Below are 24,676 nucleotides of genomic sequence, written 5' to 3'. Positions count from 1 at the left end.
AATATGTTAGGTGTGCACCCTAACTTTTACAGCTTCCCTGTTAAGATATATCCGCACACCTTCATCCCCGCTTTTAGCAATGTTGCCTTCGATGCGGCATTGTCGATATTACACCTCGCACCCGGCACCCGGCCCATCAGGTAACAAGCTTTTTTTAATTCCTGGATCATAAAACTTCCCAACCCCTGTTTCCGGAAACCATCTTTTACTTCCATATACAAATCAGCAAAGGGCTCATTGTAATTTAGCATTAACCCGCCAGTTGCTACCACTACTTCCTCTTCTTCATCTTCATCCTCCTGTTTCAGGTAATATTTAAACTCATCGCGGCGGTCATTTTCTTTTGCTTCCTGTTGATGGAAAGAGATGCCTGGTAAAATGATTTGGGTTTGAAAGTGATCGTCGAAAAGAAGGTTCTCCGCATTAATGTTTTTGGAATACTGGTACAGCATGGCCGTCAATAACACATCGTTGCTCTGGCACTCCACGCAAACAGCCCCCGATGCCTCCCATAGTTTTAAAAAACATTCACCGGCAAATTTCCGGTAAGGCTTCACTACATAAAACTCAAAAATAGCATCCCGGTCGCTGCGGTTATTTTGCCCCCATACCGCCCCATAGCCCACAGCCGTCCCATCCAGCATGAAGAGGTAGGTATCTGCCCAGCCATAGGCATGACACTTGTTGTAAACAAACTGAAAGTTGCTTTCCTGGAGAAACAGGGAACGGAAAGCCCGGATCTTCCTTAACGTCGTTTTTATTGCCTGCACTTTCATAGCCTTATTTGAATACCCGGTATGAAGGTATATAAAATGTAAAGCCCCATAAACTCTTCCCGGCTAAAACATTTTTATAGACTTTTGTTGAAGTGTATTTCGCTCATCCTTGCCGGCTGACCAGCGTATTATGCTCAATGTCTGAATGTCAACCATTTATCCATTTTGATGCCCTTTATCCCGGTAAAACCCGGCTGATCCCTTATGCAGATTCTTTTCACTTAATAAACACTAAAAAACATGGAAACACAAACCCTTCACATTCCAGCCCTGGAATTTCCAACCCCTTCTGCCATAAGCCCGCTTGCAGAAGAGGTACAGGTACACACTTTTAAATGGGCCCATGAGTTCCGTCTGGAGTCGCCCGAAAAACTCAAACGGTTTAACAAAGGCAAATTTGGCTGGTACGCCGCCCGGGAATATCCCGCCGCAAACTATGAAGAACTATGCCTGGTGGGCGACCTGATCACCTGGCTGTTTACCATCGACGACAAATGCGACCGTTTTTCCTCCGGTACCCTGGAAGGCGCCTGGCTGCGCAATATGCTGAACGGCTTTATCGCTATCATGGAACACCGGGAAAGCGCCGTGGAAACACCCCTGAATGATGCGCTGATCAACATCCGCTCCCGCTTTCAACGCCTCAGCCCCCCGTTCCTGTATTCCCTGTTCTGTAAAGAAATGGTGTCTTATTTTGAAGAATGCCTATGGGAAACAGAAATGCAGGAAGGAGAGTATAGCCCCAGCATCCGGGAATATCTCCAATGGAGGCCCAAAACCGGCTTCTATATTATGTTCCCGCTGGTAAGCATCTTCGGGAAAATTGACCTGCCGGAAGAAGTATACGAACACTGGCTGGTGAAGAAAATAGAACTGTTGCTGAACCTGACGGCCAACCTGGCCAACGACCTCCACTCCCTGGAGCGGGAAAGGGAACTGAAAACGAAAGGACTAAACCTGGTACTGATCTATGAACAGGAACTGGGCATTTCCCTGGAAGAAGCCATTCAGCAGATCTCGGACGAATACCACCGCAATTTGCTCACGCTGGAAGAACACCGCGCCAGCCTTCCCTTCTGGAGCCCGGACATCAATGCACAGCTGGATGTGTATATCGACGGACTGTACATCGCTATCAAGGCTTATTTCGACTGGGCGCTCATCGATACCGAGCGATACAAAAGTAAAGTTTAGGCTTTTATAGATTTAGACGGGAGATGCTTTATCATTTCAGTATACAGATCCTCAAAAGAAAAAGGCTTATTAAAGAAAGCGTTCGCACCTGCCTTTAAAAGCTCCTCGGATTCATTACTGTATTTGTTGAAAGCATCTCCCGATATAACGATAAACGGGGTATCGGAAAACGCAGGAATAGCCCGCAACTGCAGCAGAAATTCCCGGCCATTCATCACCGGCATCTGCGAATCAGTAATAATGATATCCGGCTTCTCCGCCAGCACGGCTTCCATTGCCTCCTGACCGTTACTGCACAACAGGGCCGTTGCGCCGCCTTTGGTCACAAATTTTTCTATCACGTACCGGTTCATCTGGTTATCATCCACAATCAATACCTTCATCCCCTCAAACTCATCTTTCCTGATCTCAAATTTCTTTTCGGCTGTAGTTTCCGGATGCGCGGACCGGTAGGGAATAAAAAACTCAAAAATGGTATGATGATCTTCATTGATCACCCGGATCCTGCCCTCCAGCAATGTAACCAACTGCTGCGTCAGATGCAGGCCGATGCCCGTGCCGGATGTAATATGGTTCCGTTCCGATTCATAGGGAAGAAATAGTTTCTCCTGCCGCTCAGGCGCTATTTCACCTTCATTTTTAACACGGAAATAAATGTGGCTGCCCTCCCGGTAAACACTGATCACCACCTGGCCGCCCGCAGGAGAAAATTTAACGGCATTGGATGTCAGGTTATTGATGATTTTAATGAGAACGATTTCATCACTTTCTATAAATTGCTGGGGCAACTGGTAGTTCAATACGATGCTAACGTTCTGCAAAGCGCCGGTATACTGGTTCATCGCCATACACTGCTCAATACAGTTCCGCAGGTGAACAGTACCCATCCTGATTTCGAAGAACTTGCCGGCCTCAATCCGTTTCAGATCCAGTACGTTGTTTACAATTTCCCGCGATAGCTGGGCGGCGCCCGATAAGTTCTTCAGGTCTGCGCTTATTTCCTGCATGAGAGGCGCCTGCTTATTTTCCTTCCGCACCATATCCAGCAGCTGTGCGATGCCGTAAATACTGTTCAAAGGCGTTTTCAACTCGTGAAATGTTTCCCGCAGGAAAGCAGCATTGGTAGATAATACCTTGTTCGATTTGCTAAGATCATCCATCAGCCGGGTGATCTCCTTTATAAACTCGAAGATGACGAACAATATAAAAGTAAGCATACCACCGGTGGTGCAAAGCCGCATAATATAAGCAGAAGTAGGGTGGATGTCTATCGGTTTGATAAAACCAAAAAAGGTATTCAGCTGTGTTGCCACCAGCAATAAGGCAATGGCCAGCAATAATCCTATTCTTGCCTTGTGCCGTTTATATACCAGGAAAGAGCCGCAAATGAGGAAGATCAGTAAAAAGACAATAACCACTTCAATAGGGATGGCATTGCCCAATAAAATTGTCCAGTAACCCGCGGCTACATAGTGTATGGCAAACATGCTGAAATTGGCGCTGTCCTTCTTACCCAAACCATTTAAAACAATCACGCCAAGCATCCCGATACCCTCCAGTAATAACGGTAACAGGATCAGTAAACTGTGTACCAGCAGGTAAAAAACTCCTCCAAGGATGAAAACGAGCATACTGGTCAGAAATGCCAGGGAATTGATAATAATGATGGTACGTTTCTCTGACTCCGTGGAATATTGGGTGCCAGCGTTTTTAATAATATTCAAAATATGCATGCGTCATTTTTGAGGGCTGTAGGCGTAGAAAACGTATACATTCTGGTGTGTCTTTCCTGATAAATTAAAACCAATATACGAATTCCTGATAACATACGGGAAAGCGGGGTGTATCCTGTGGCGCACCCGGGTCAGATTGGGGAGGAAACACCGTTTTATCCCCCCGGAAAGCGCTGGTGTAAAAGTTGTATGAGAGAAAGTAAAAAAACAAACAGCCCGATGTTATGAAAGCGCTAACCGACAGTAAACCCAAAAGCAACTTCTTTGAATTAATGGCCACAAAAGTTATCGCCGCCACCGGCAGTCCCTGGGCTTTTTTTGTAGCCCTGGCGGTGATCATTATATGGGCTGTCACCGGCCCGGTTTTCGGCTACTCCGATACCTGGCAGCTCGTTATCAACACCGGTACTACTATCATCACTTTCCTCATGGTGTTCATTATCCAGAAGTCACAGAACAAGGACGCCAAATCAGTTCAACTGAAACTCAATGAACTCATTGCCGCCAACAAAGCGGCCAGCAACCGGCTGATAGACGTGGAAAATTTATCGGAAGAAGAACTGGATGTGCTGCATAAATACTATGCGGTGATGGTGGAAGAAACAAAGAAAAGAATGAGCATGACAGAATCCCACTCCGTGGAAGAAGCCATAGGAGATGCGATGAGTAAACATGAGGAAGACCTGCTGACCCGTAAAACGCCAAAAGAGAAAGGCCAGCGGAAATAACCGCTGTTTTGGTGTTATTCTTGATGCCTTTCCTGAAAAACCTTCTGTTATGATACAGCACCTGAATGCCAATGTGAATGGTCAGTCGTACTCCCTGGATATCCAGCCGGATACCTACAACGGCCGTTCTGTGTATTATTTACTGAACAATAACATAGGAGAACTGTTCCATCATGCAGTACCTGATAACCTTATGCTGATGGAGAACGGTGATGGATTTACCTGCTCCCCGCGGCTTACGGAAATGGAAGGCGGCTACATTGTGCAACAGATCTGGGAGGCCATTCAACACAGTAAGAAACCGTAGTTCAACGGTAAAGAAAAATGGATGCATCAACATGTATCCATTTTTTATGAACGTAAAGTATTGTAGAGATTAATACTTGTTGTGTGAATTTTATTCTATGAATATACTTTGGAACGATTGCAGGAAAATACTTTGTGTCCGCCTGGATAATATGGGCGATCTGCTGATGAGTACACCGGCTTTCCGGGCATTGAAAGAATCCTTTCAATGCCACCTTACCCTCCTGACCTCTGCCGCTGCCGCACCGGTAGCAGCGGATATTCCGGAAATAGATGAGGTGATTATATTTAATGCGCCCTGGGTAAAGCATGATCACGTAGTGATGCCGGAAACCTACCAGCAACTGGTGGAAACCCTGCGTAAAGAACACTTCGATGCGGCTATTATATTCACCGTATACAGCCAGAACCCGTTGCCCACCGCCATGTTGGCTTTCGAGGCGGGCATCCCCCTGCGGCTTGCCTATTGCCGGGAAAATCCTTACCAGCTGCTTACCCACTGGATTCCGGATGAAGAGCCGCTGCATGCCACGCATCACCAGGTGGAAAGGGATATCAACCTGGTGGCGTACACCGGCGCCAAAGCAGGGAGTACAAAGCTTTCGCTGCGAACGCATGAAACGCATTGGCCGGGTATCATTAAAAAAATGAGACTGTACGGCGCCGATCACCAGCGTCCCTGGATCGTTATGCATCCGATGGTGCAGGACGTTAAACGGCAGTACAACTTTCATAAATGGGTGGAAATCGGTCAGCAGGTGATTGCACATCACCGCTGCCAGTTGCTGATCACCGGCAACACCGGCGAAGAAGCCGCCGCAGAAACCCTGAAAGAAGCGATCGGCCCCGGCGCTATCAATCTTGCGGGGGCTTTATCTGTTGCGGAGTTCGCCCTGCTGATCCGCAAAAGCCCGTTGGTGATTTCAGTGAATACCGGCACCATTCATATTGCCGCTGCTACGGCTACACCGGTAGTGGTGTTATACGCACTAACAAATATACGGCACACCCCGTGGCGGGTAAGGAGCGAAGTATTATATTTTGATATTCCCCCTGCACTCCAGAGCAAAAATGTATTGCTACAATATTCCTATCACCAGATCCCTAAAAATCAACTGAAGAAAGCCACCGTGGAAAACGTACTGAAAGCCGTGGACAAACTGATGCAGCCTGTGTAGACGCCCCTGTGCAAGGCCACCTTATCTTATAACAAATGCTGCAGTTTGTTCAGCACCGTTTTCATGTTAATACCTTTTCCCAGCAAACCTTTCAGCAGGTCGCCTTCCTCCGCGATCCGCTGCGGCATGTTGTAAATATTGAAGTCAGTTGCCTTTAATCCCTTCTTCACTTCTTCCCACCGCAAGGGTGCGGACACGGTTGCTCCCGGCTTTGGCCGCAGGGAGTAAGCCACCGCCATCGTTTGTATTTGCCGGTTCTGCATAAAATCGAGATAGATCCGGCCTTTCCTTTTGGCCGGTGTTCTCAGCACGCTGGTGCTGTCCGGTAATCGTTTATTGGCAATGTTTACAATCAGCTCGGCCAGCATTCTCGATTGCGCGAAGCTGTATTTCGCTCCCAGCGGAATGAGTATATGCATGCCCGTAGCCCCGGAGGTTTTTACAAAAGAGGACGCGCCAATCTCATCTAAAATATCTTTGATCACCAATGCGGTTTCAATCACTTCGTTAAAAGAGTTGGTGTCAGGATCAAGGTCTATCAGGCAATAATCCGGTTCATCGGGATGCTGTATCCTGCTGTGCCAGGGATTTAATTCAATACATCCCAGGTTGGCCATGTACAACAGGGTAGCCCTGTCTTTACAAACAAGAAATGATTTTGTTTCCCCATCCGATTCGCTGGTATAAGGAAAGGTCGGGATCCACGGAGCCACCTTGTCTTCCACATTCTTCTGATAAAAATTAAAACCCCTGATGCCTTCCGGGAACCTGTTGAGCGACTGTGGCCGGTCTTTCAGATAAGGCAGTATATAATCGGCAATGGCCGCGTAGTAGTTGATCATATCCCGCTTGGTAATGCCTTCATCTGGCCAGTATAATTTATCAAGATTGGTAAATTTCAGCAGCTTCCCGTCTACCTTTATTTCTACCTGTTTCTCTTCCTCCGGTAAAAATATGCCCGGCTCTTTTTTCCGGGAAGATGCTTTTTTACCGGCGGGAGGGGAAACAACTTTTATTCCCTTTTCATCTGCTGCTTTTTTATCTTCCCGTAATCCCATAAATACCGGCTGACGAAGAATTCCTTCCCGCGTTACCTCCGCAAACTTCACTTCGCACACCAGTACCGGCTTTAGCCAGGTAGCCGGCATGTTTGTCTGCGGCTTTGTTTTAAACGGATGCTCTGGCGCGAGGAGCGACTGGAACTTTGCAAAAAGTTCTTTTAGCAGTTTATCATTAAACCCGCCACCGGTATGACCAATATATTTCAGTTCTTTCCCTTCATACCTGCCCAGTATAATTGCCCCGAAATGCTTGCGGCTGTTCCTGCCGGCGGTATATCCGCAGATGATGGCTTCCATCCGGTGGCTGTTTTTTATTTTCAGCCAGCTCTCTGTTCTGCGGCCCATAATGTAGTGGCTGCCGGCTGCTTTGGCCATTATACCTTCCAGTCCTTTATTAATGGCGGCGTTATAAAACGCAGTGCCTTGTCCGCTGATATGGTTGCTGTACCGGATGATATCATGATCCGCCGGTATGATCTCCGCCAGGATAGCCTTTCGTTCTTCCAGTGGCAAATGCGTAAGGTCTTTACCATTGTACCAGGGCAAATCGAAAAGGTAGTAAACAAGATGCGCACTTTTGCCGTGTTTGAAATAGTTTTGCAAAGCCTGGAAGTCGGGGTTGCCTTTTTCATCTATTGCCACAATTTCACCGTCTGTTACGGCCTTTACTTTCCATTGCTGCAACGCTGCTGTGATCACACTGAATTTTTCATTGAAGGAAAGCTGGTTACGGGAAAACAGGTCTGCTTTACCGTTGTTAAGATACCCGATGGCGCGGTAACCATCCCACTTTATTTCATAGAGCCAGTCTTCTTTATCAAATGGCCTGGAAGTAACCGCTGCCAGCATAGGTTTTATGCCTTTAGGCATCGGAGCAGTTTTGCCCTTTTTCAACAGCGCAGTATGATTATCTGCTGGTGCAGCTGCTTTTTTTGCAGTGGTTTTAGTAACGGTTTGTTTCCGGTTGCTTTTCCAAACCTTCTCCGGATTTTTTGCTATCTGTTCAATTGTTTTTCCTGAAATGACCGATTTGTTTTTAGTGGTGATATCTGTTTTCAAGGCGTAACGGTCTTTTACTTTCATCAGCAGCCAGGCATTGTCGCCTCTGCCGGCAGCTTTTACCAATGCAAACGCGCCTTTGAGTTTTTTCCCTTTGAGTATCAGTTTCAACTTGCCGCTGTGCAGCTGGTGCAGCAGGTTTTTTGTTTGCTGTTTTTTATCGGCGCCACCGGCATCTGCCATTTCATAGGCGCCTTCATCCCATACGATTACAGTGCCGGCGCCATAGTTGCCTTCCGGAATAATACCTTCAAAACCCTTGTAGTTATACGGATGATCTTCTACCATCATGGCCAGCCGTTTTACTTCCGGGTCCATAGAAGGCCCTTTGGGCACTGCCCAGCTTTTCAGTACCCCCCGCATTTCCAGGCGGAAATCGTAGTGCAGGTGGGAAGCATCGTGCTTTTGTACAACAAAGTGTAGCAGCTGATCCTCACCTTTCCCGCCGGTGGGTTCAGGTGTTTTACTAAAGGTTCTTTTCTGCCGGTATTTTTCCAGGCTCATAGCCAGCATATTTTAGATACTATATATACGCTTTCAGGAGATATCCAGTTGTTCCAGTCCCTGATCTGCCGGGGTATTCAGCACCCGGCCTTCGATATCATAACGGGCGCCGTGACAGGGGCAGTCCCACGACCGCTCCGCATTATTCCAACTCACATCACATTTCAGATGGGTGCAGGTGGGTTTCAACGCATATAACTTACCCGCTTCATCTTTATACAAAGCTATTTTCTGATCTTCATATTCCACTACTTTACCTTCACCGGGAGCTATACCTGCCAGCACTTCCAGCTGTTCGCCGGAAAAGAATTTCCCCATAAATTGTTTCACTGCATCCGCATTATGGGAAACAAACTGGCTGAATCCTGCCACAGGTTTAATCCGGTTGGGATCAAACAGCGCTTCGTTTCTGGGCTTCTGTCCCAACAGGATCCGCTTTAGTAACAAAGCCGCCACACTGCTGTATACCATGCCGTTTCCACCATAACCTGCTGCCACAAAAATATTATCTTCCACACCGGGAAGATGCCCGATATAAGGTAGCCCGTCAACCGGTTCATAATACTGCGATGACCACTGGTATTTTATTGCTTTCACTTTAAAGTGCTGTCTGATATAGCTTTCCAGCCGGAGAAAACACTGTGCGGTATTTTCTTCCTGCCCGGTTTTATGATCTTCCCCGCCTGCAATCAGGTATTTTTGTCCGTCTACTTCCTGTGTCCGGTAATAGTGATAGGGATCATACATATCATAGATCAGTTCTTCGGGGTACTTGTCATCTTCGAGGACAACGGCCATTGCATAGCTGCGGTAAGGGGTGCATCGCAGGTGCAACAGGTTGATGCCGGGCGGAATATGTGTGGCATAGATCACCGACCTGGCCCTAAAGGTGCCGGCATTGGTGGTAACCGTAACGATATCGTTATTATCTACACCCGTTACGCGGCATTGCTGCCGGATGGTACCGCCTGCTGTTTCAAAGGCACGGGCCAGGCCCTGTATATATTGCAGGGGATTGAACTTTGCCTGTTCGCCGGCTTTCATGGCTTTGGTAAAAGGAATGGATACCGGGATGGTATCAATGGGCGTCATTTCCAGCCCGGCTTCGGCAGAGGCGTCTGCAATCTGCTGCAGTTCTTTTTCCTGTTCCTCATTTTGTGCAAACAGGATAGCATTTGCGTCATTGAATCCACACTCAATTTCCCATCTGCTGATATTATGTTTTATCAGCGCAATGGCTTCTGTAACGCTGGCATACACCTGTTGGGCGGCTTCCCTGCCAAAGTTTTTCCGGATCACATAATAGGGTACATCCAGTAACGTGTTCAGATGCGCGGTAGTACCGCCGGAGGTGCCATAGCCGATATTCTCTGCCTCCAGCAACAGGCAGTTTTTTCCTTCATCCTGTAAGAGAAAGGCCGTGCTGACGCCGGTAATGCCTCCGCCGATAATGATTACATCATATAATGCTGCGGGTTCAGCGGTGTTAGTTCCTGCAAAGGGCGTTATGTGGTCCTGCCAGAGGCTGATGGAATAAGTATCTCGTGCTATCATAGCTATTGGTTTAATATTGCATACACATGTAAATACTATGCCACGGAAGAGAAGACGGCTTGTTTACGGTTCATGTTGCTGTTCATACTGGCATGATTTTGCCGAAATTTTCAGAGGAAGCATTTCTTTTTTATTGTTTTAAAAAGATGTGTTATGGAACAGCATGATCAAAATATAGCCGCTAAGTAATTAATTTTCTAAACTTTTAAAACGGAATGTTATGCCACTAAAAGATAAAACGATCGGCGGACATGGAGAAACCAGTCCGGATCTGGGAAATGACTACAGCCGCGATATTACCCGCGAAGTAACATCGGACGACACACTGAAAAATGTAATACCCGATAAAGACAAAAAAAAAGAAGAAAAGTTGAAGGAAGAAGAAAAGCATACAAAAGACACGGATAACGTATCAGAGTAGTTACATGGTAAAGAAAAGCCCCGGTACGTCGATGCGTACCAGGGCTTTTCTTGGTATAAGCGCGAAAATTATTTCCCCAACGGTAAAATCGATTTCTTCACATCAACTACATACGTATCTGTCCACCGGTCGTGCCACGGATGACACCAGGCGCCAAATGCACTGAAGGCATTGAACGGAACCGCACGGCTCAATCCCCGCAGGAAAGCAGTTTTAGCCGATATCTCCGTACCATCTTCGTTTACTGCACGGGTGCCTGTGATAAGTTTGCCGAGCGACTTCCCCTTGAATACCGCTTCCACTACACCCATATAGATACCATATGCCAGCATGGCGAACAACCGGTCCAGTAAGTTTCCGCCAGGTGAATCTGCATAGTCCAGCAGGTCCGGGTATACAATAGTAATAGGTACCGTTACAGCTATCAGAACAATATAAAAGCTAATCAGGTCTATGACATAATTAGCAAGACGCCGGCCATGACCAGCCATTTCAAGCGATGTTTCATCGGTGAATATGGATTCTTGTGTTTGTAATTCCATAGGTTAAAAGGATTTGACAGTAAAATATGAAATAATAATCTGATTTTATTTCTCCGGAAGACGTTTTTATTTAAAAAGTCCCTTTATCTAAATGATTGTCCCGTTCATTTTCAGGCAAACATTTATGAAAGAAATAACTTTGCCCCGGAATTTAACCCACGTAAGGAATGCGGAAACAAATAATAACGGTACTTCTAATGCTGATCTGGCTTTGCCAGCTATCAGGCCGTTATGTGGTAATGCTTGGGTTTTATGTAAACCAGGAATACATCGCCAAAAATTTATGCGTTAACCGCAATCAACCACAACTGCATTGTAACGGTAAATGCCACCTTACCAAACAACTCCGCGAAGAAGACAGGAAAGAACACGAAAGCCCCTGGAGTAAAACAGATAACAAGAGCGAAATATTCTATGCCCATCTCCCTGATAATAATATTTTCAAACCCGCATTCACTGCTGTGCGTACAAACTATCCGCTGTGTTTTAATATAGGCGTTCCCGTTGACCAGCCATCAGCCGTTTTCCGCCCACCCATCGCGGGAGTTCCGCATATGCTTTAAAAGCCCTGTATTCCTTACAGGCAGGGCCATCTATTGCCCGCACCATTCATAATTATTTCTTCCTAACACCATTTAACATGTATCGTATCCCGCAAATTATACTCACTATCCTGGTGATCAGCAGCGGCATATCCGCCTGCAAAAAAGACGACACCACGCCAGTAGCAGATGAAACCGTGAAAGCCACGTTATCCATTCAGTTTGATAATATCGCCGGCGATAAAAACCTCCAGCTCAATACCGGCACTTATGTCAACGCGGCAGGAGAGGCTTTTAAAGTAGACCGCCTGAAATATTTCATCACCAATATTAAAGTGAGAAATGCAGGCGGACAGGAATATATTGTTCCCAAAGACAGCAGCTATTTCCTCGTATCAGAATCAGAAGCAGCGTCACAGTTTGTAAAGGTGCGCGTACCGGAAGGAGAATATACGTCCCTGAGTTTTATCCTGGGGGTAGACAGCCTGAGCAGCGTAATGGACGTGAGTAAGCGCACCGGCGTGCTGGACCCTTCCGCCGGAATGGACGACGGCATGTACTGGGGCTGGAACATGGGATACATCTTCTTTAAAATGGAAGGCATCTCAGATGCGGCGCCAACAGATCCCAGCGGGCAACATAAATTCCGCTACCACATCGGCGGCTTCGGCGGATACAGCGCGCCTACCTTAAACAATAACAGGACCATTACCATCAACCTCAGCGCCGGCGGCGCAGCAAAGGTGCGGCGGGGCAGGGAAGCGAACATCCATCTCATGGTAGACATCCTGAAAATGTTCAACGGCGCTACTACCGTCAGTATTTTAACCAATCCCACGGTGATGTTTGGCGACTTCAGCGCAAAGATCGCGGATAACTATACCCACATGTTCCACCACGATCATACGGAGAACTAAAACTAACGGTCATGACTAAACTAAGATGGAGTATCTTTCTGATACTCCTTTTACCGGCATGCAGTAAAAGCAATGAATTAAAAGATGAGATGGATGCCTTTACCGGTTTTCAACAGCCCGCAGGGTTCCCGGCGCCGGTGTATAAACTGGTCAGCAACCCCGTCACCAAAGAAGGATTTGAACTGGGGCGCAAGCTGTTCTACGAACCACGGCTTTCCCGTAATAACACCATCTCATGCGGCAGCTGTCATATCCAAACCGCGGCCTTCACCCATCACGGGCATGATGTAAGTCATGGTATCGACGACCGCCTGGGCAGCCGCAATTCCCCGCCCATCATGAACCTGGCGTGGAATACCACCTTCATGTGGGATGGCGGTGTTTTTGACCTTGACCTGCAACCGGTAGCGCCCATTACCAACTTCGTGGAAATGGATGAAACGGTGGGCAACGTGCTGAATAAACTGCGTCAAACATCGCCTTACCCGGCGCTGTTTAAAAAAGTATTCGGCACAGAAGAAATCACCACTGCCCGGATGATGAAAGCACTCTCGCAATTTATGGTAATGGTGGTGAGCGATCAGTCGAAATACGATAGCGTATCCCGTAAACAGGCCACCTTCACACCGGCGGAACAACAAGGCTATGCCTTGTTTCAACAGAAATGCAGCAGCTGCCACCAGGAGCCGCTGTTCACCGATCATTCCTTCCGGAATAATGGTATCGGCGCCGGTCCCAACAACGACGAAGGCCGGTACCCGATCACGCTGAACCCTGCCGACCGGTATAAGTTCAAAGTGCCCAGTTTGCGTAACCTCGCTTACACCGCCCCTTATATGCATGATGGCCGCTTTTATACGCTCCAGGGCGTATTAAATCACTACGCATTAGAAGTACAGGACGGTCCAACGCTTGATCCGTTACTGAAAATAAACGCGAAGCCGGGCATCCCGCTCAGTGCAGCAGAACAGCAATTACTGCTGGTATTCCTCAACACACTGAACGACCGGGTTTTTGTTAAAGACAAACGCTTCTCGGAAGAATCACAATAAAATATGCAACGAATGAAAAAGATACTACTGTTGCTGATGGGTATCATCACGGGCATCTATGAAGCCAGGGCCTGTGATATCTGCGGCTGTGGCGTAGGAAGCTACTATATCGGCCTGCTGCCGGATTTTAAAAAGAAGTTCATCGGTGTGCGGTACCAGTATAAAACACTGCGTTCCCACCTGGGTCCTGGCGGTACAACTTCCTATCTTACTACCAACGAAACCTACCAAACAGCGGAGCTCTGGGGAGGATGGAACATCGGCAAACGCTTCCGCGTGCTGGGGTTCATACCGGTTAATTTCAACAGCCGCGAAAACCAGGGCGCTACCCTGCGTAAATCCGGTATCGGCGATATCGCGCTGGTGGGCTACTACCAGTTGCTGGATAAACAACACACCACCGGCAACGGTAAGCTGTTGGTACAATCGCTATGGATAGGAGGGGGCATAAAAGCACCCACCGGGAAATATGAGCCCACAGAGCATAAGGAAAATGAAGACACACCCAATAATTTCCAGCTCGGCACCGCCAGCACCGACTTCACTTTAAATGCCATGTACGATGTGCGGCTGATGGACTTCGGTGTAAATGCCAACGTTAGCTATAAGATCAACACCGCTAATAAATACGACTACCAGTATGGAAATAAATTCACGGCAAACATACTGGGTTATTATAAAATAAGAGCAGCGGAAAAAGTAACGCTGGCGCCCAATGCAGGCATACTGTACGAGACAGCGGAAAAGGATACAGAAGCAAAAAAGTATACAGTGGATATTTCCGGAGGGCACTCGCTGTTGACCACCGTGGGACTGGAAGCCACGATGGGCGTTGTTTCCGTGGGAGGTAATTTCCAACCCGTTATTTCACAGCAGCTGGCCGATAGCAAGATTAAAGCCGGAAATCGTGTAATGGTACACGTTACTTATCTGTTTTAGTCCGCATACTGTTATGCCCATGCGATGCTAAACAGGTGAAAGCCATTTTCAAAACGATAGCTTTCCTGCCAGCCATGCAACTGACAGATCTGGCGCACAATAGCCAGCCCCAAACCGGTGCCGGTTGTATTGGGGGAGGAAGTGCCGAAACGCCGGAAAAGCATTTTCTCCTCCAGTGGCATGGCGCCTGTATTGGATATCTCCAGCAGGTGTGTCTTCAGCGTAATGGTAACCGTATCTTTCGGCTGACTGTGCCGCACCGCATTCATGATCAGGTTGGTGAGCAGGATCTCTGTCAGTGTTTTATTGCCTGATAACACCACGTCCGGTGCAATATGTTTTATTACCTGCAGTTGCTTGTCTTCCAGGAAATCGTCCAGTAGCGAAATATGTTTTTCCAGCAACGCAGATAAATTGATGGCTTCTTTCCCCGAAAACTGGCTGTTCTCAATTTTAGCCAGCAGCAGCAGGTTTTTATTGATCCGCGTTACTTTCGACAACGACTGATGCGCTTCATCAATGAGTGCAGATTGTTCGTCGGTAATCGGTTTGCTCTGGTGCAGCAGGTCCAGCTTAAACCTCACAATAGATAGCGGTGTTTGCAATTCATGTGAAGCATTTTGGGTAAACTCCTTTTGTTGTTTATACACTGCAATATTACCAGCAATAAGTTTCTCGAGATGATGATTGAGCGTCTCAAATTCTTCAATCCCGGTTTTTTCAAATTCAATGGCGTATTGCCTGTGCAGGTCAAAGGCCTGGATCTTTTGCAGGCTGCTGTAAAAAGGACGCCACAGTTTTTCCGATGTTCGTTTGTTGATAAAAATAAGACCACCCAACAGGATCAGGAAGAAAAGGAATGCCACGCCAGCAATGGCGATAATGGTTTCATGCGATTCTTCCATATTAACTTCCTGCGTAAGCCGGAATACTTTGCCGTTGATCGTAAAGTAGGTAACCAGCCCCTGGAACCTGTCCCAACCCTTGGCGGGGATGTATTTATTTTTCCGGTAGATGTTATACGTGGAGTCTGGCCGTAGCGCAGCAACAGGTTGTAATTGTGTTTCCGGCTGCAGTTTATTCCAGAGTGCTACAGTTTCGGAAAGTTCTTTATCAGTAAGAGAAAGGGCTTGTAAGTTTTGCCGCGTGGTAGCGCTTACAATGCGGTTATGTTCTTTTAATTCATGTGCCCATATGAAATCTATAATGGCGTAATAGGCGGGAATGCTGCATGCCAGCACAATTCCGGCGTATAGCACAAATGCCCTCATCGATTTATTAAGCAACTTATTCATAGCCTTACAGGATGCTTTAAGGCTGCTAAGATAAACTATACTTCCCACCTGTAACCGGTGCCGTAAATAGTTTTCAGGTAATGACCGCACCCGGCCTCACCCAGTTTCTTTTTCAGGTTTTTGATGTGGGCGTAAATGAAGTTGTGATCATCGAGCATCCCGGCAATATCGCCCGACAGGTGTTCTGCCAGTGCATTTTTAGAGATGACCTTATTTTTGTTGCCGATGAAATAGAGTAAGAGATCAAATTCTTTTTTGGTGAGAATTACCGGCGCATTATTGATGAGCACTGTTTTCGACAACAGGTTAATGGTGAGTTCATTTTGCCGGATAATATTGCTGTTATTGAATTTTCTTCTTCTGATAATAGAAAAGATCCTGGCCGATAGTTCCGGTAAATGAAAGGGTTTGGCCAGGTAATCATCTGCCCCGGTTTGTAGTCCCAGTATTTTATCTTCATAGGAGTCTTTCGCAGAAATGATAATAATGCCTTCTTCTTTATCCCTTTTCTTTATTTCTTCCAGCAACCTGATACCATCGCCGCCGGGCAACATCAGGTCCAGCAGGATACATTCGTATTCAAACATTTCTATTTTTGCCAATGCCTGTTGGTAGGTACCGGCATATTCACATACATAATTTTCGCCTGACAAATAAGAGATAATGCTTTGTGCCAGCTGTATCTCGTCTTCTATAATCAGTAATTTCATGGCACTAAATTATACTTCAATTCTGAATAAATTCTGAATTTATCTGCTGCCAGCAAGGGTTTAATGTGGGGTAGTCATCTCGTTTGTCTTTCTTTGTAATTCTTAATTAGCTGTGTAATAGTTGTTTATGAATTATATTGTGTTTTCATTTAGCTTTCAGGAGATGAATAACGGCTGGATCACCGCGGTTATAGGAACAAAGCACGGTACACAAGGGGGAATGGAACTTTTCCCGATCCGTCTTAGCTAATCGATGGGATTGATTTTTCTTTGCACAAAAGAAATCTCGTTGAAACATTTATACTTTATTCTCGGCCTCATTTTTATCAACCTTACTGTACTGGCACAAACCGGTGTTATCAAAGGAAAGATCAGCTCCGCCGACGGGCAGCCTGCAGCATTTGTAACTATTGGATTGAAAGATACAAAAAAGGGTACCCTGACAGATGAAGCGGGTCAGTTTACATTGAAGAATGTAAAGCCCGGTAACTACACACTGGTTATCTCTTACACCGGTGCTAAAACATTGCACCAATCAGTAACTATCGGCGCAGATGAAGTAACCGCCGTAAACATAGCACTGGAAGCTACCGCCAGCCAGTTGAACGAGGTAGTGGTAGATGGTACTAAAACAAGAACGATTAATAAAAGACCGGTAAGCATCGGGAAATTACCGGTGCCGGTAATGGACCTCCCGCAAAGCGTGGCGATTATCGGTCATGAAGTATTGGAAAACCAGCAGGCGCAACGCCTCAGCGATGTGGTAAAAAACATCAACGGCGTATACATGGCCTCCATGAGAGCCGGTACACAGGAAACATTTAACGCCCGTGGCTACGGATTTTCCAGCACCAATACCTTCAAGAACGGCGCCCGCGTTAACTCCGGCGCTATGCCCGAAATGAGCTCCCTCGAAAGGGTAGAAGTGCTGAAAGGCAGCGCTGCCATCCTGTATGGCAACGTATCTCCCGGCGCTGTTATGAACATGGTAACGAAACAACCCAAATTCAATTTCGGTGGGGAAGTAAATCTCCGTGCCGGCAGCTACGGACTGCTGAAACCCGCCTTTGACATTTACGGTCCCTTGTCGTCCAAAGTAGCCTACCGCGTAAACGGCACGTTCGAAACCGCCGACAGCTACCGCGACCAGGTACACTCCAAACGCTACTATGTAAATCCCTCCCTGTTGTTCAAACTGAGCGACCGCACGGAATTAGTGGTGCAGGCAGATTACCTGAAACACGACTTCACACCGGACTTCGGTACCGGTTCTATCGGCGATACAGCATTGATCAAAACATCACGCAATACTTTCTATGGCGCACCGTGGCAGTATGCACATACACAACAAACCACTGCATCTGCCAACATCAAACATAAACTGAACGATAACTGGGCAATCACCGGCAACGTTGCTTACTCTAAATATTACAGGGACTATTATTCCATAGAAAGGATCCAGGCAAAAGGCGACAGCACCTGGGCCCGCCCGCTGGGAAGAAATGGCACCAATGAAGACTACTACGCCGCACAGGTGGATTTAACCGGTAAAGTAAGAACCGGCGCTATAGAGCATACAGTCCTCGCCGGTGTGGATGCCGACAGGTACCTCACAGGTACTTATGGATACACCGTACCATCTATCAACAAAACCACCGGTATCTATGATATCATCAATGTATACGAACCCAATAAGTTCCCACGCCGTACCGATATGCCGGTAGATACGCTGAAAACGATTCTCAATGCACCGGTTAACAGGTTAGGCGCTTATGTACAGGATCTGATCAGCATCTCTGAAAAGATCAAAGTACTGGCGGGTGTGCGTTTCTCTTACCTGCAAACAGAAGCTCCGGTTACCTACGACTTCAAAGGCGGTAAAACCTCCGGTAAATCTAAATACGATCACGCATTTTCGCCCCGCTTCGGCCTGGTGTATAAGCCTATCGCTTCCACAGCTGTATTTGCAAGCTACTCCACTTCGTTTACCCCTAACAGTGGTCAGGATATCTATGGTGCAAACCTGGAACCATCCATCATTGAACAGTACGAGCTGGGCGTGAAAAATGATATCCTGAAAGGTCGTTTGTCCGTTAACGTTACAGGCTACCGCATCCGGAATAATAACTACGCACAAATGGCCGCGTTTAAGAGCGATGGAACAGTTAACAGCAACACCAACGTAAAAACCCTGATCGGTGAAACCCTCAGCCAGGGCGTGGAACTGGATATCGCAGGTCATCCTGTAGCAGGCCTGGATCTCGTGGCAGGTTATAGCTATAACAGCATGACAATCGAAAAAACACCTGGTCTTACCGGCAGCTCCATAGCAGGAGAACGCCTGGTAGGTAACCCGAACCATACCGCCAATGCAAGCGCATTCTATACTTTACAGGAAACAAAACTAAAGGGACTGAAAGTGGGCGTTGGTTATTACTACCTCGGTCAGCGCTACGCAGGCTGGAACAACACCGTCAATCAAACACAAAAATACAACCGCCTGATTTCTGTTCCCGGCTTCTCTACCCTCGACCTGAGCGCGGGATATGCTTTCAAACGTTTCGCAGTAATGGGTAAAGTATCCAACGTTACCAATACTTACAGCTACTACGTACACGAAAACTACAGCATCAACCCAATACCGCCTACCCAGTTTACCGGAACGGTATCTTACAAATTCTAGTGTAATAAATTATATATACTAAAAAGGGGCTTTCTCGTTAAGAGAGAGCCCCTTTTTTATGAAGAAAAACCACCCCTAAACAATTTCCCCCTTTAATTGTTCAGTAAAATATCTTTTGTAGCTCAACCTAAGTCAAACCGTCTTATTCACCCATTAAGTGCAACATGATGATCAGAGTAATACTCACGTCTATTCTTTTTTTATGTATAAGCCAATTGTTGTTTGCCCAGGATGCCAATTATTGGTCCGGTAACTATGGTCCCGGTGGCTTTTTTACACCCGGCGCCGTTATTGCCAACAACAAGGACAGTGGCGTTCTTTTTTATAATCCCGCGTTGCAGGCGCTTACCAAAAAGAAAACTGCCTCTATTTCAGGAACAGTGTACCAGGTGGAGTCCATCAAGATTAAGAATGGCGCCGGTACCGGGAAAAACCTGCATTCACGTATTACCTCCAGTGTACCGCAGATGTTATCCGGCATCGTATCAGTGGGCCGCCGGAAACCCATTTATGTCGGCTACGCGCTTACCCACACTTCTGTGCTGAATTACAATGTATCCCAGCAACAGGATACAAAGCTCAATGTGGTTGGCGGCAATGGCAACCCTGCGTTGGAATATTATATCGGCCAGTATAATTTTCAGAACGTTACCCGGGAAACATCTGCCCTTATCAGCTCGGGATTTAAACTTTCCAACCGCTGGGCAATTGGCTTTATGGCAGAAGGACAATCCCGCTCCCAGCACTACAGCGAAAGTTTCACCGCACGTGCGCTGGTGGGCGACAATACCTCCAGCACCATGCCGCTGGCCAGTAACGAAGGCGCCTACCAGGTGGATTATCATCACATCGGTTTGAAATTAAAGATGGGTTTCAGCTATGAAGTAACGAAACATCATTTCGGACTATTGCTATCTTCCCCCCTTATTCACCTGCGCGGAAAAGGAACTTTACTGAGTAATAACGCTATCGCAAATGTCCGTTTCCTGGATCAGGAAGCCATTAACCTGCTGGCAAGCACCCGGCAAACAGGCCTGAAAACAAACTATAAAACGCCCGCCAGCGTGGCGTTGGGCTATGCATACGACTATCACAAGGGCCAGGTGTATATGGCAGCAGAATACTTCCTCAAAATAAAAGATTATAATATCCTTACCCCGCGCCCTGAAATTTTTGAAAGACCCGATACCGGGAGTAACAATTCATCTACCATCGCATTACTGGAAATGCGGGAAGGCAGAAAAGCTATTTTTAATATGTCCGTTGGCGTTAGCTACCAGCTGAAACCGCAATTAACGGGCTATTGCTCCATTAGAACCGATTTCAATTATGCGGATAGAAAAGATACCGATGGATTTTTACCCAATACATCTACCTGGGATAACTACTATTGCCAGCTGGGCGTAAACATCAAAAGACGCCAATACAATCTCCGCACAGGCATCTTATTAGGCTATGGCCATACCGGCAACTACCAGCAACCTATTAACTTCGATGATCCGAAAGAGTCTAACCTGCTGACTGGTACCATTGGTACGGTGCCGGCTACACGAATGACCGCCGCTTTGATGATCGCCTTTATTCATAACCTGTAAAAAAGCTGCGCTAAAACTGGACTACCCATTTTATTTAAACTGGACTACAAGTGTAATCCAATTTAAAAGTAATTTCGACGCCAAAATGAACAGGTAATATGGGAGATATAGTAATCAAAAAAGTAACGCTGAACGACATTGCGGCATTACAGGAAATAGGCCGGCGAACTTTTTACGAAACATTTTCGGCAGGAAACACCGAAGAAAATATGACTAAATATTTGGAAGAAGGTTTTACCTCAGAAAAACTGACTGCCGAATTGAATAATGAAGGCTCCTCCTTTTATTTTGCCATATTTGATAATAACGTAATCGGGTATTTGAAACTGAATGCAGGACAATCACAAACAGAACTACAGGACGATAAAGCGCTTGAAATTGAACGGATTTATGTGTTACAGGCGTTTCATGGTAAAAAAGTCGGACAATTACTTTATGAAAAGGCGATGCAAATTGCCACGCAGATAAATGCGCACTATGTTTGGTTAGGTGTTTGGGAAGAAAATCAAAGAGCAATAAATTTTTACACGAAAAATGGTTTCGTGGAGTTTGATAAGCATATTTTCAAACTGGGAGATGATGAGCAGACAGATATCATGATGAAAAAAATTCTAAATTCCGACAAATGATTTTCAATACACAGCCCATACTTGAAAACGACAAAGTAATTCTTTACCCGTTGGAAGAAAAAGATTTTGAAGCTTTATATGCCGTAGCATCGGACCCGGAAATATGGCGGCAGCACCCTAATCAGGATCGTTGGAAAAGAGAAGTATTCCAGGTATTCTTTGATGGGGCAATGCAAAGCAAAGGAGCATTTAAAATAGTGGACAAAGCCACCGGGAACATTATAGGAAGTACACGGATTTATAACTATAATGAACAGGATAACAGCTTATTTATAGGTTATACGTTTTACGCTACCTCATGTTGGGGAAAGGGGATTAACCAATCAGTAAAAGCGATCATGCTGGATTATGTTTTTCAATTCGTATCAAAGGTTTATTTCCATATCGGCGCAAACAACATCCGTTCACAAATTGCCATTGGCCGTATTGGTGCAGAAAAAATTGCCGAGGAAGAGGTGACTTATTTTGGAGAAGCACCCAGGCTAAATTTTGTCTATGAAATCAGTAAAGAGAATTGGAGATGAAGTGAATTAAAAAAATACCCGATAGAAGGAAACAGTAAGTCATATATTGTTAATGTTAATCATATAGCTTCATCTGATAATAATACCGTATATACCGGCAAACACGAAATCCCTATTGGCAACGCCTTCAGAGACCACTTCTTCAAAGAATTTGTAAACAAAAAACGCTTCCGGCGATAGCCGCTTCATCCGTAAAAACCGCCTGTGAATAGCGGATTCTGCAAATTGGCATTCCATTTGGACCTACACGGTTATAAATAACAAGGTCATGAAAAAGATATTAATAGTCACTTGTTTGGCCATAGCTGGTTTGTTCTTCGGAAATAACAGCTATGCGCAGGTAAGGGTAAATGTAAACGTTAACATCGGCAACCAGCCTTTGTGGGGCCCTGTAGGTTACGATTATGCAGAATACTACTATCTGCCCGATGTGGATGCCTATTATTATGTGCCTGAACGACGCTTTATATACCTCAACGGCGGACGATGGATCTTTGCGCCATCATTACCCGCCAGCTACCATTACGATTTAAACAGGGGGTATAAAGTGGTAGTCAATGAACCTAAGCCATACCTTCATCCGGATGTGTACCGCAGCAAATACGGAAAGTATAAAGGTAACTATGGCAAGCAAGAGATCATCCGTTACAGCAACGATGAAAAATATTACGTGGTAAAAGGACACCCAAAGAATGGTAAATACAAAGAAGGAAAAGATAACAAGGGCTATAAAGACAAAGGCAACAAGGGCAATAACGGGAAAGGACATGGCAGGAAAGACTAATTTTTCTGCATTCCTCCCGCATCCATTGTTGTTGTTTATTTCATCATTTTAAAAACAAAAGTTAACCCCTATGGCAAAACAAATCGGGTTGCTCCGCTTTACCGGTAAGCTGGGCAATATCATCGGATACCGGAGGAACGGAAATTATTTCGTTCGCACCATGCCGGAAGCAGTAAGGCAAACCGCCGCTACCCGGCAGGCTTCAAGGAATTTTGGCGTCGCCAGCAGGAAAGGAAAACTGATCCGGCGGGCCATCGTCCCGGAGTTGCATATTCACCACGACGGTTCGCTCGTTAACCGCCTGAACAAAGCGCTGATCCAAACAAACAGCGAATCGCTCCGCGGCATAGAAGGGTTCCGCATAAACCGCTATACCGGTACAGAGCAGTTCTTCTGTCAGCAGCCGGTGGTGTCACAACGGGGAGTGGTACGCATACCGGCGCAAACGTTGCCGTCGCAGGAAAATTTCTCCCACCTGGAAATCACGGTTACGGCAGTACGCATTAGTTTCAAAGAGCGCCGGATCACAGGCCGCAGCAGCACAACAGCCACTATCAACTTAAACCAGCCTTTCAGTGGCATGGAGCTGGATACCGCCACCCCGGGAAAAGGAATGCTGCTCATCATCTTACAGGTAAGAAGCATTAAAGGAACAGATGCAACAGCAAACCGCCGTTTCTTCGCCGCGGATATAATGGCAGTGTTGCCGCCGGCTTCCACCAAACAAAAGCGTTTGAAGAAAAACAGCGTTCCGGATGTAAGAAAGCTGTTGTCTCTTCAGCCGGAAACACACAACGGTATTCCCCGCCCCAAACACCCGGAGGTTCAACGGCAGCGGGAGTGAGGCAGCTTTTTCTCCTGATTGAAAATGATTTTTTTTGACAACGAAGTATCTTTCTTCGTGAACCGTTATGCGCATAAGTGCCAAATCACCCGGTTCCCCATAAACGAATGCACTATATCTGCATAAATTCTCCCCGGAAACTACATTTTAAGTCTTCTTTTTACCGTTTTATCGAAAGCATCTTATCTAAAACACAACTCCTGATCAAGTCCACCTTGAAGGCACGGTAAAGCTATGCCTACTGCCATCGTACCGCCATCTCCCGGTATATCCCCGGTTATTCCAATAAAGAGTTATCCTCAATTGGCAGGATTTTGTATATTTATTTACCAGTGGAAATCCCGCTGAATATTCTCTGACCTGATGAACAAACAAGCATCCTTTTCTAATAAGAAAACCGCAAGAATAGCCGGCTTACTGTATTTGGTCGTTGTATTGACCGGGATCTTCAGTTTAGCCTATGTTCCCTCCAAACTCATTGTATGGGATAATGCGCCTGCTACGGTCCTGAATATAAAGACCGCTGAATTTTTATTCCGGCTTGGTATAGTAAGCAGCCTGGTTTGCTACACCTTCTTCCTGTTTTTACCACTGGCCCTGTACCGGTTACTCAAAACGGTTAACGGCAACTGGGCCAAACTGATGGTTATCCTGGCAGTGATAAGTGTACCGGTGTCTTTTGTCAATGTCCTGAACAAATTTGCGGTCCTCAACCTGGTAGGGGACGACAGCTACCTGAAGGTGTTTACCAATGATCAGTTGCAGGCACAGGTCATGTTTTACCTCAACCTGTACAACTCCGGAATTCTGATTCTGAAGATCTTCTGGGGGCTTTGGCTGTTTCCTTTTGGTTACCTGGTATTTAAATCGGGTTTTCTGCCTAAAATACTGGGAATACTGCTGATGGCCGGTTGCGTGGGGTACCTGCTGGATTTTTCCGGAGCGATGCTTTTGCCTCATTATGATGCAATGGGTATCTCCTCTTTTATAAGATTACCCGCCAGTATTGCTGAAATAGGAACTTGTTTCTGGCTGCTGATAATGGGTGCAAAGGAAAGTCCCACCGGAAAGATCAGCGCATAAAAAAGAGCTATAAAGCTAATGGT

At 46.3% G+C, this 24,676-nt stretch carries 23 protein-coding genes; 16 read left to right on the top strand and 7 right to left on the bottom strand.

The window, feature by feature from the left end:
- Window positions 1-26: 26 nt before the first annotated feature.
- Window positions 27-776, bottom strand: a complete 750-nt coding sequence (locus B5Z18_RS03180) for a GNAT family N-acetyltransferase (RefSeq protein ID WP_079467943.1) — start codon at window positions 774-776, stop codon at window positions 27-29.
- A 240-nt stretch (window positions 777-1,016) separates the two neighbouring features.
- Here B5Z18_RS03180 and B5Z18_RS03175 point away from each other — a divergent pair, with 240 nt between their 5' ends.
- Window positions 1,017-1,970 carry a terpene synthase family protein gene (locus B5Z18_RS03175; protein ID WP_079467942.1) on the top strand — a complete coding sequence of 318 codons (954 nt, stop codon included), beginning with the start codon at window positions 1,017-1,019 and terminating at the stop codon, window positions 1,968-1,970.
- Here B5Z18_RS03175 and B5Z18_RS03170 read toward each other — a convergent pair.
- Complete coding sequence (locus tag B5Z18_RS03170; protein WP_079467941.1) at window positions 1,967-3,703, bottom strand: hybrid sensor histidine kinase/response regulator; 1,737 nt, start codon at window positions 3,701-3,703, stop codon at window positions 1,967-1,969. The genes B5Z18_RS03175 and B5Z18_RS03170 overlap by 4 nt on opposite strands.
- Before the next feature lie 224 nt (window positions 3,704-3,927).
- Here B5Z18_RS03170 and B5Z18_RS03165 point away from each other — a divergent pair, with 224 nt between their 5' ends.
- The 3 genes from B5Z18_RS03165 to B5Z18_RS03155 all read left to right on the top strand — a co-directional run bounded on the left by B5Z18_RS03165 (window position 3,928) and on the right by B5Z18_RS03155 (window position 5,915).
- Complete coding sequence (locus B5Z18_RS03165) at window positions 3,928-4,431, top strand: low affinity iron permease family protein (protein ID WP_079467940.1); 504 nt, start codon at window positions 3,928-3,930, stop codon at window positions 4,429-4,431.
- A 49-nt stretch (window positions 4,432-4,480) separates the two neighbouring features.
- Window positions 4,481-4,738 (top strand): hypothetical protein, encoded by a 258-nt coding sequence (locus tag B5Z18_RS03160; protein ID WP_079467939.1) that lies wholly within the window; start codon window positions 4,481-4,483, stop codon window positions 4,736-4,738.
- 97 nt (window positions 4,739-4,835) lie between these two features.
- A complete protein-coding gene (locus B5Z18_RS03155; protein ID WP_143313479.1) occupies window positions 4,836-5,915 on the top strand; it encodes a glycosyltransferase family 9 protein in 1,080 nt (359 codons plus the stop codon).
- Between the two features lie 26 nt (window positions 5,916-5,941).
- On the opposite strand, the gene ligD is transcribed toward B5Z18_RS03155, so the two are convergent.
- Both ligD and B5Z18_RS03145 read right to left on the bottom strand, forming a co-directional pair.
- Complete coding sequence (ligD, locus tag B5Z18_RS03150; RefSeq protein ID WP_079467937.1) at window positions 5,942-8,539, bottom strand: DNA ligase D; 2,598 nt, start codon at window positions 8,537-8,539, stop codon at window positions 5,942-5,944.
- A gap of 33 nt (window positions 8,540-8,572) precedes the next feature.
- Window positions 8,573-10,093 carry an FAD-dependent oxidoreductase gene (locus B5Z18_RS03145; RefSeq protein ID WP_079467936.1) on the bottom strand — a complete coding sequence of 507 codons (1,521 nt, stop codon included), beginning with the start codon at window positions 10,091-10,093 and terminating at the stop codon, window positions 8,573-8,575.
- Window positions 10,094-10,313: 220 nt separating this feature from the next.
- On the opposite strand from B5Z18_RS03145, the gene B5Z18_RS03140 reads away from it, so the two are divergent.
- Complete coding sequence (locus B5Z18_RS03140) at window positions 10,314-10,514, top strand: hypothetical protein (protein WP_079467935.1); 201 nt, start codon at window positions 10,314-10,316, stop codon at window positions 10,512-10,514.
- 68 nt (window positions 10,515-10,582) lie between these two features.
- On the opposite strand, the gene B5Z18_RS03135 is transcribed toward B5Z18_RS03140, so the two are convergent.
- Window positions 10,583-11,056, bottom strand: a complete 474-nt coding sequence (locus B5Z18_RS03135; protein WP_079467934.1) for an RDD family protein — start codon at window positions 11,054-11,056, stop codon at window positions 10,583-10,585.
- 167 nt (window positions 11,057-11,223) lie between these two features.
- Here B5Z18_RS03135 and B5Z18_RS03130 point away from each other — a divergent pair, with 167 nt between their 5' ends.
- The 4 genes from B5Z18_RS03130 (at window position 11,224) to B5Z18_RS03115 (ending at window position 14,506) form a co-directional block, all read left to right on the top strand.
- Window positions 11,224-11,619 (top strand): hypothetical protein, encoded by a 396-nt coding sequence (locus B5Z18_RS03130; protein ID WP_143313478.1) that lies wholly within the window; start codon window positions 11,224-11,226, stop codon window positions 11,617-11,619.
- Between the two features lie 77 nt (window positions 11,620-11,696).
- Window positions 11,697-12,515, top strand: a complete 819-nt coding sequence (locus B5Z18_RS03125) for an MbnP family protein (RefSeq protein WP_079467932.1) — start codon at window positions 11,697-11,699, stop codon at window positions 12,513-12,515.
- Window positions 12,516-12,526: 11 nt separating this feature from the next.
- A complete protein-coding gene (locus B5Z18_RS03120; protein ID WP_079467931.1) occupies window positions 12,527-13,567 on the top strand; it encodes a cytochrome-c peroxidase in 1,041 nt (346 codons plus the stop codon).
- A 12-nt stretch (window positions 13,568-13,579) separates the two neighbouring features.
- Window positions 13,580-14,506, top strand: coding sequence for a transporter family protein (locus B5Z18_RS03115; protein WP_200817189.1), 927 nt, complete (start codon window positions 13,580-13,582; stop codon window positions 14,504-14,506).
- A gap of 11 nt (window positions 14,507-14,517) precedes the next feature.
- Here B5Z18_RS03115 and B5Z18_RS03110 read toward each other — a convergent pair whose 3' ends face one another.
- Both B5Z18_RS03110 and B5Z18_RS03105 read right to left on the bottom strand, forming a co-directional pair.
- Entirely contained in the window at window positions 14,518-15,801 is a 1,284-nt protein-coding gene (locus B5Z18_RS03110) for a sensor histidine kinase (RefSeq protein WP_079467929.1), read from the bottom strand.
- 35 nt (window positions 15,802-15,836) lie between these two features.
- A complete protein-coding gene (locus B5Z18_RS03105; RefSeq protein WP_079467928.1) occupies window positions 15,837-16,511 on the bottom strand; it encodes a response regulator transcription factor in 675 nt (224 codons plus the stop codon).
- Between the two features lie 289 nt (window positions 16,512-16,800).
- On the opposite strand from B5Z18_RS03105, the gene B5Z18_RS03100 reads away from it, so the two are divergent.
- The 7 genes from B5Z18_RS03100 to B5Z18_RS03065 all read left to right on the top strand — a co-directional run bounded on the left by B5Z18_RS03100 (window position 16,801) and on the right by B5Z18_RS03065 (window position 24,653).
- Entirely contained in the window at window positions 16,801-19,194 is a 2,394-nt protein-coding gene (locus tag B5Z18_RS03100; RefSeq protein WP_235015866.1) for a TonB-dependent receptor, read from the top strand.
- A gap of 164 nt (window positions 19,195-19,358) precedes the next feature.
- Complete coding sequence (locus tag B5Z18_RS03095; protein ID WP_159454172.1) at window positions 19,359-20,789, top strand: hypothetical protein; 1,431 nt, start codon at window positions 19,359-19,361, stop codon at window positions 20,787-20,789.
- 98 nt (window positions 20,790-20,887) lie between these two features.
- Window positions 20,888-21,418 (top strand): GNAT family N-acetyltransferase, encoded by a 531-nt coding sequence (locus B5Z18_RS03090; protein WP_079467925.1) that lies wholly within the window; start codon window positions 20,888-20,890, stop codon window positions 21,416-21,418.
- Window positions 21,415-21,942 carry a GNAT family N-acetyltransferase gene (locus B5Z18_RS03085; protein ID WP_079467924.1) on the top strand — a complete coding sequence of 176 codons (528 nt, stop codon included), beginning with the start codon at window positions 21,415-21,417 and terminating at the stop codon, window positions 21,940-21,942. Before B5Z18_RS03090 ends, B5Z18_RS03085 begins: the two co-directional genes overlap by 4 nt.
- A 268-nt stretch (window positions 21,943-22,210) precedes the next feature.
- On the top strand, window positions 22,211-22,726 hold the full coding sequence (locus B5Z18_RS03075; RefSeq protein ID WP_079467923.1) for a hypothetical protein: 516 nt from the start codon (window positions 22,211-22,213) through the stop codon (window positions 22,724-22,726).
- 70 nt (window positions 22,727-22,796) lie between these two features.
- Complete coding sequence (locus B5Z18_RS03070) at window positions 22,797-23,570, top strand: hypothetical protein (protein ID WP_079467922.1); 774 nt, start codon at window positions 22,797-22,799, stop codon at window positions 23,568-23,570.
- Between the two features lie 363 nt (window positions 23,571-23,933).
- A complete protein-coding gene (locus B5Z18_RS03065; protein ID WP_079467921.1) occupies window positions 23,934-24,653 on the top strand; it encodes a DUF4386 domain-containing protein in 720 nt (239 codons plus the stop codon).
- The last annotated feature ends 23 nt before the right edge of the window (window positions 24,654-24,676 follow it).

The sequence above is a fragment of the Chitinophaga ginsengisegetis genome, from assembly GCF_900168065.1.
GTDB classification, from domain to species: Bacteria; Bacteroidota; Bacteroidia; order Chitinophagales; family Chitinophagaceae; genus Chitinophaga; species Chitinophaga ginsengisegetis.
This window is presented reverse-complemented; position numbering and strand designations above follow the sequence as displayed.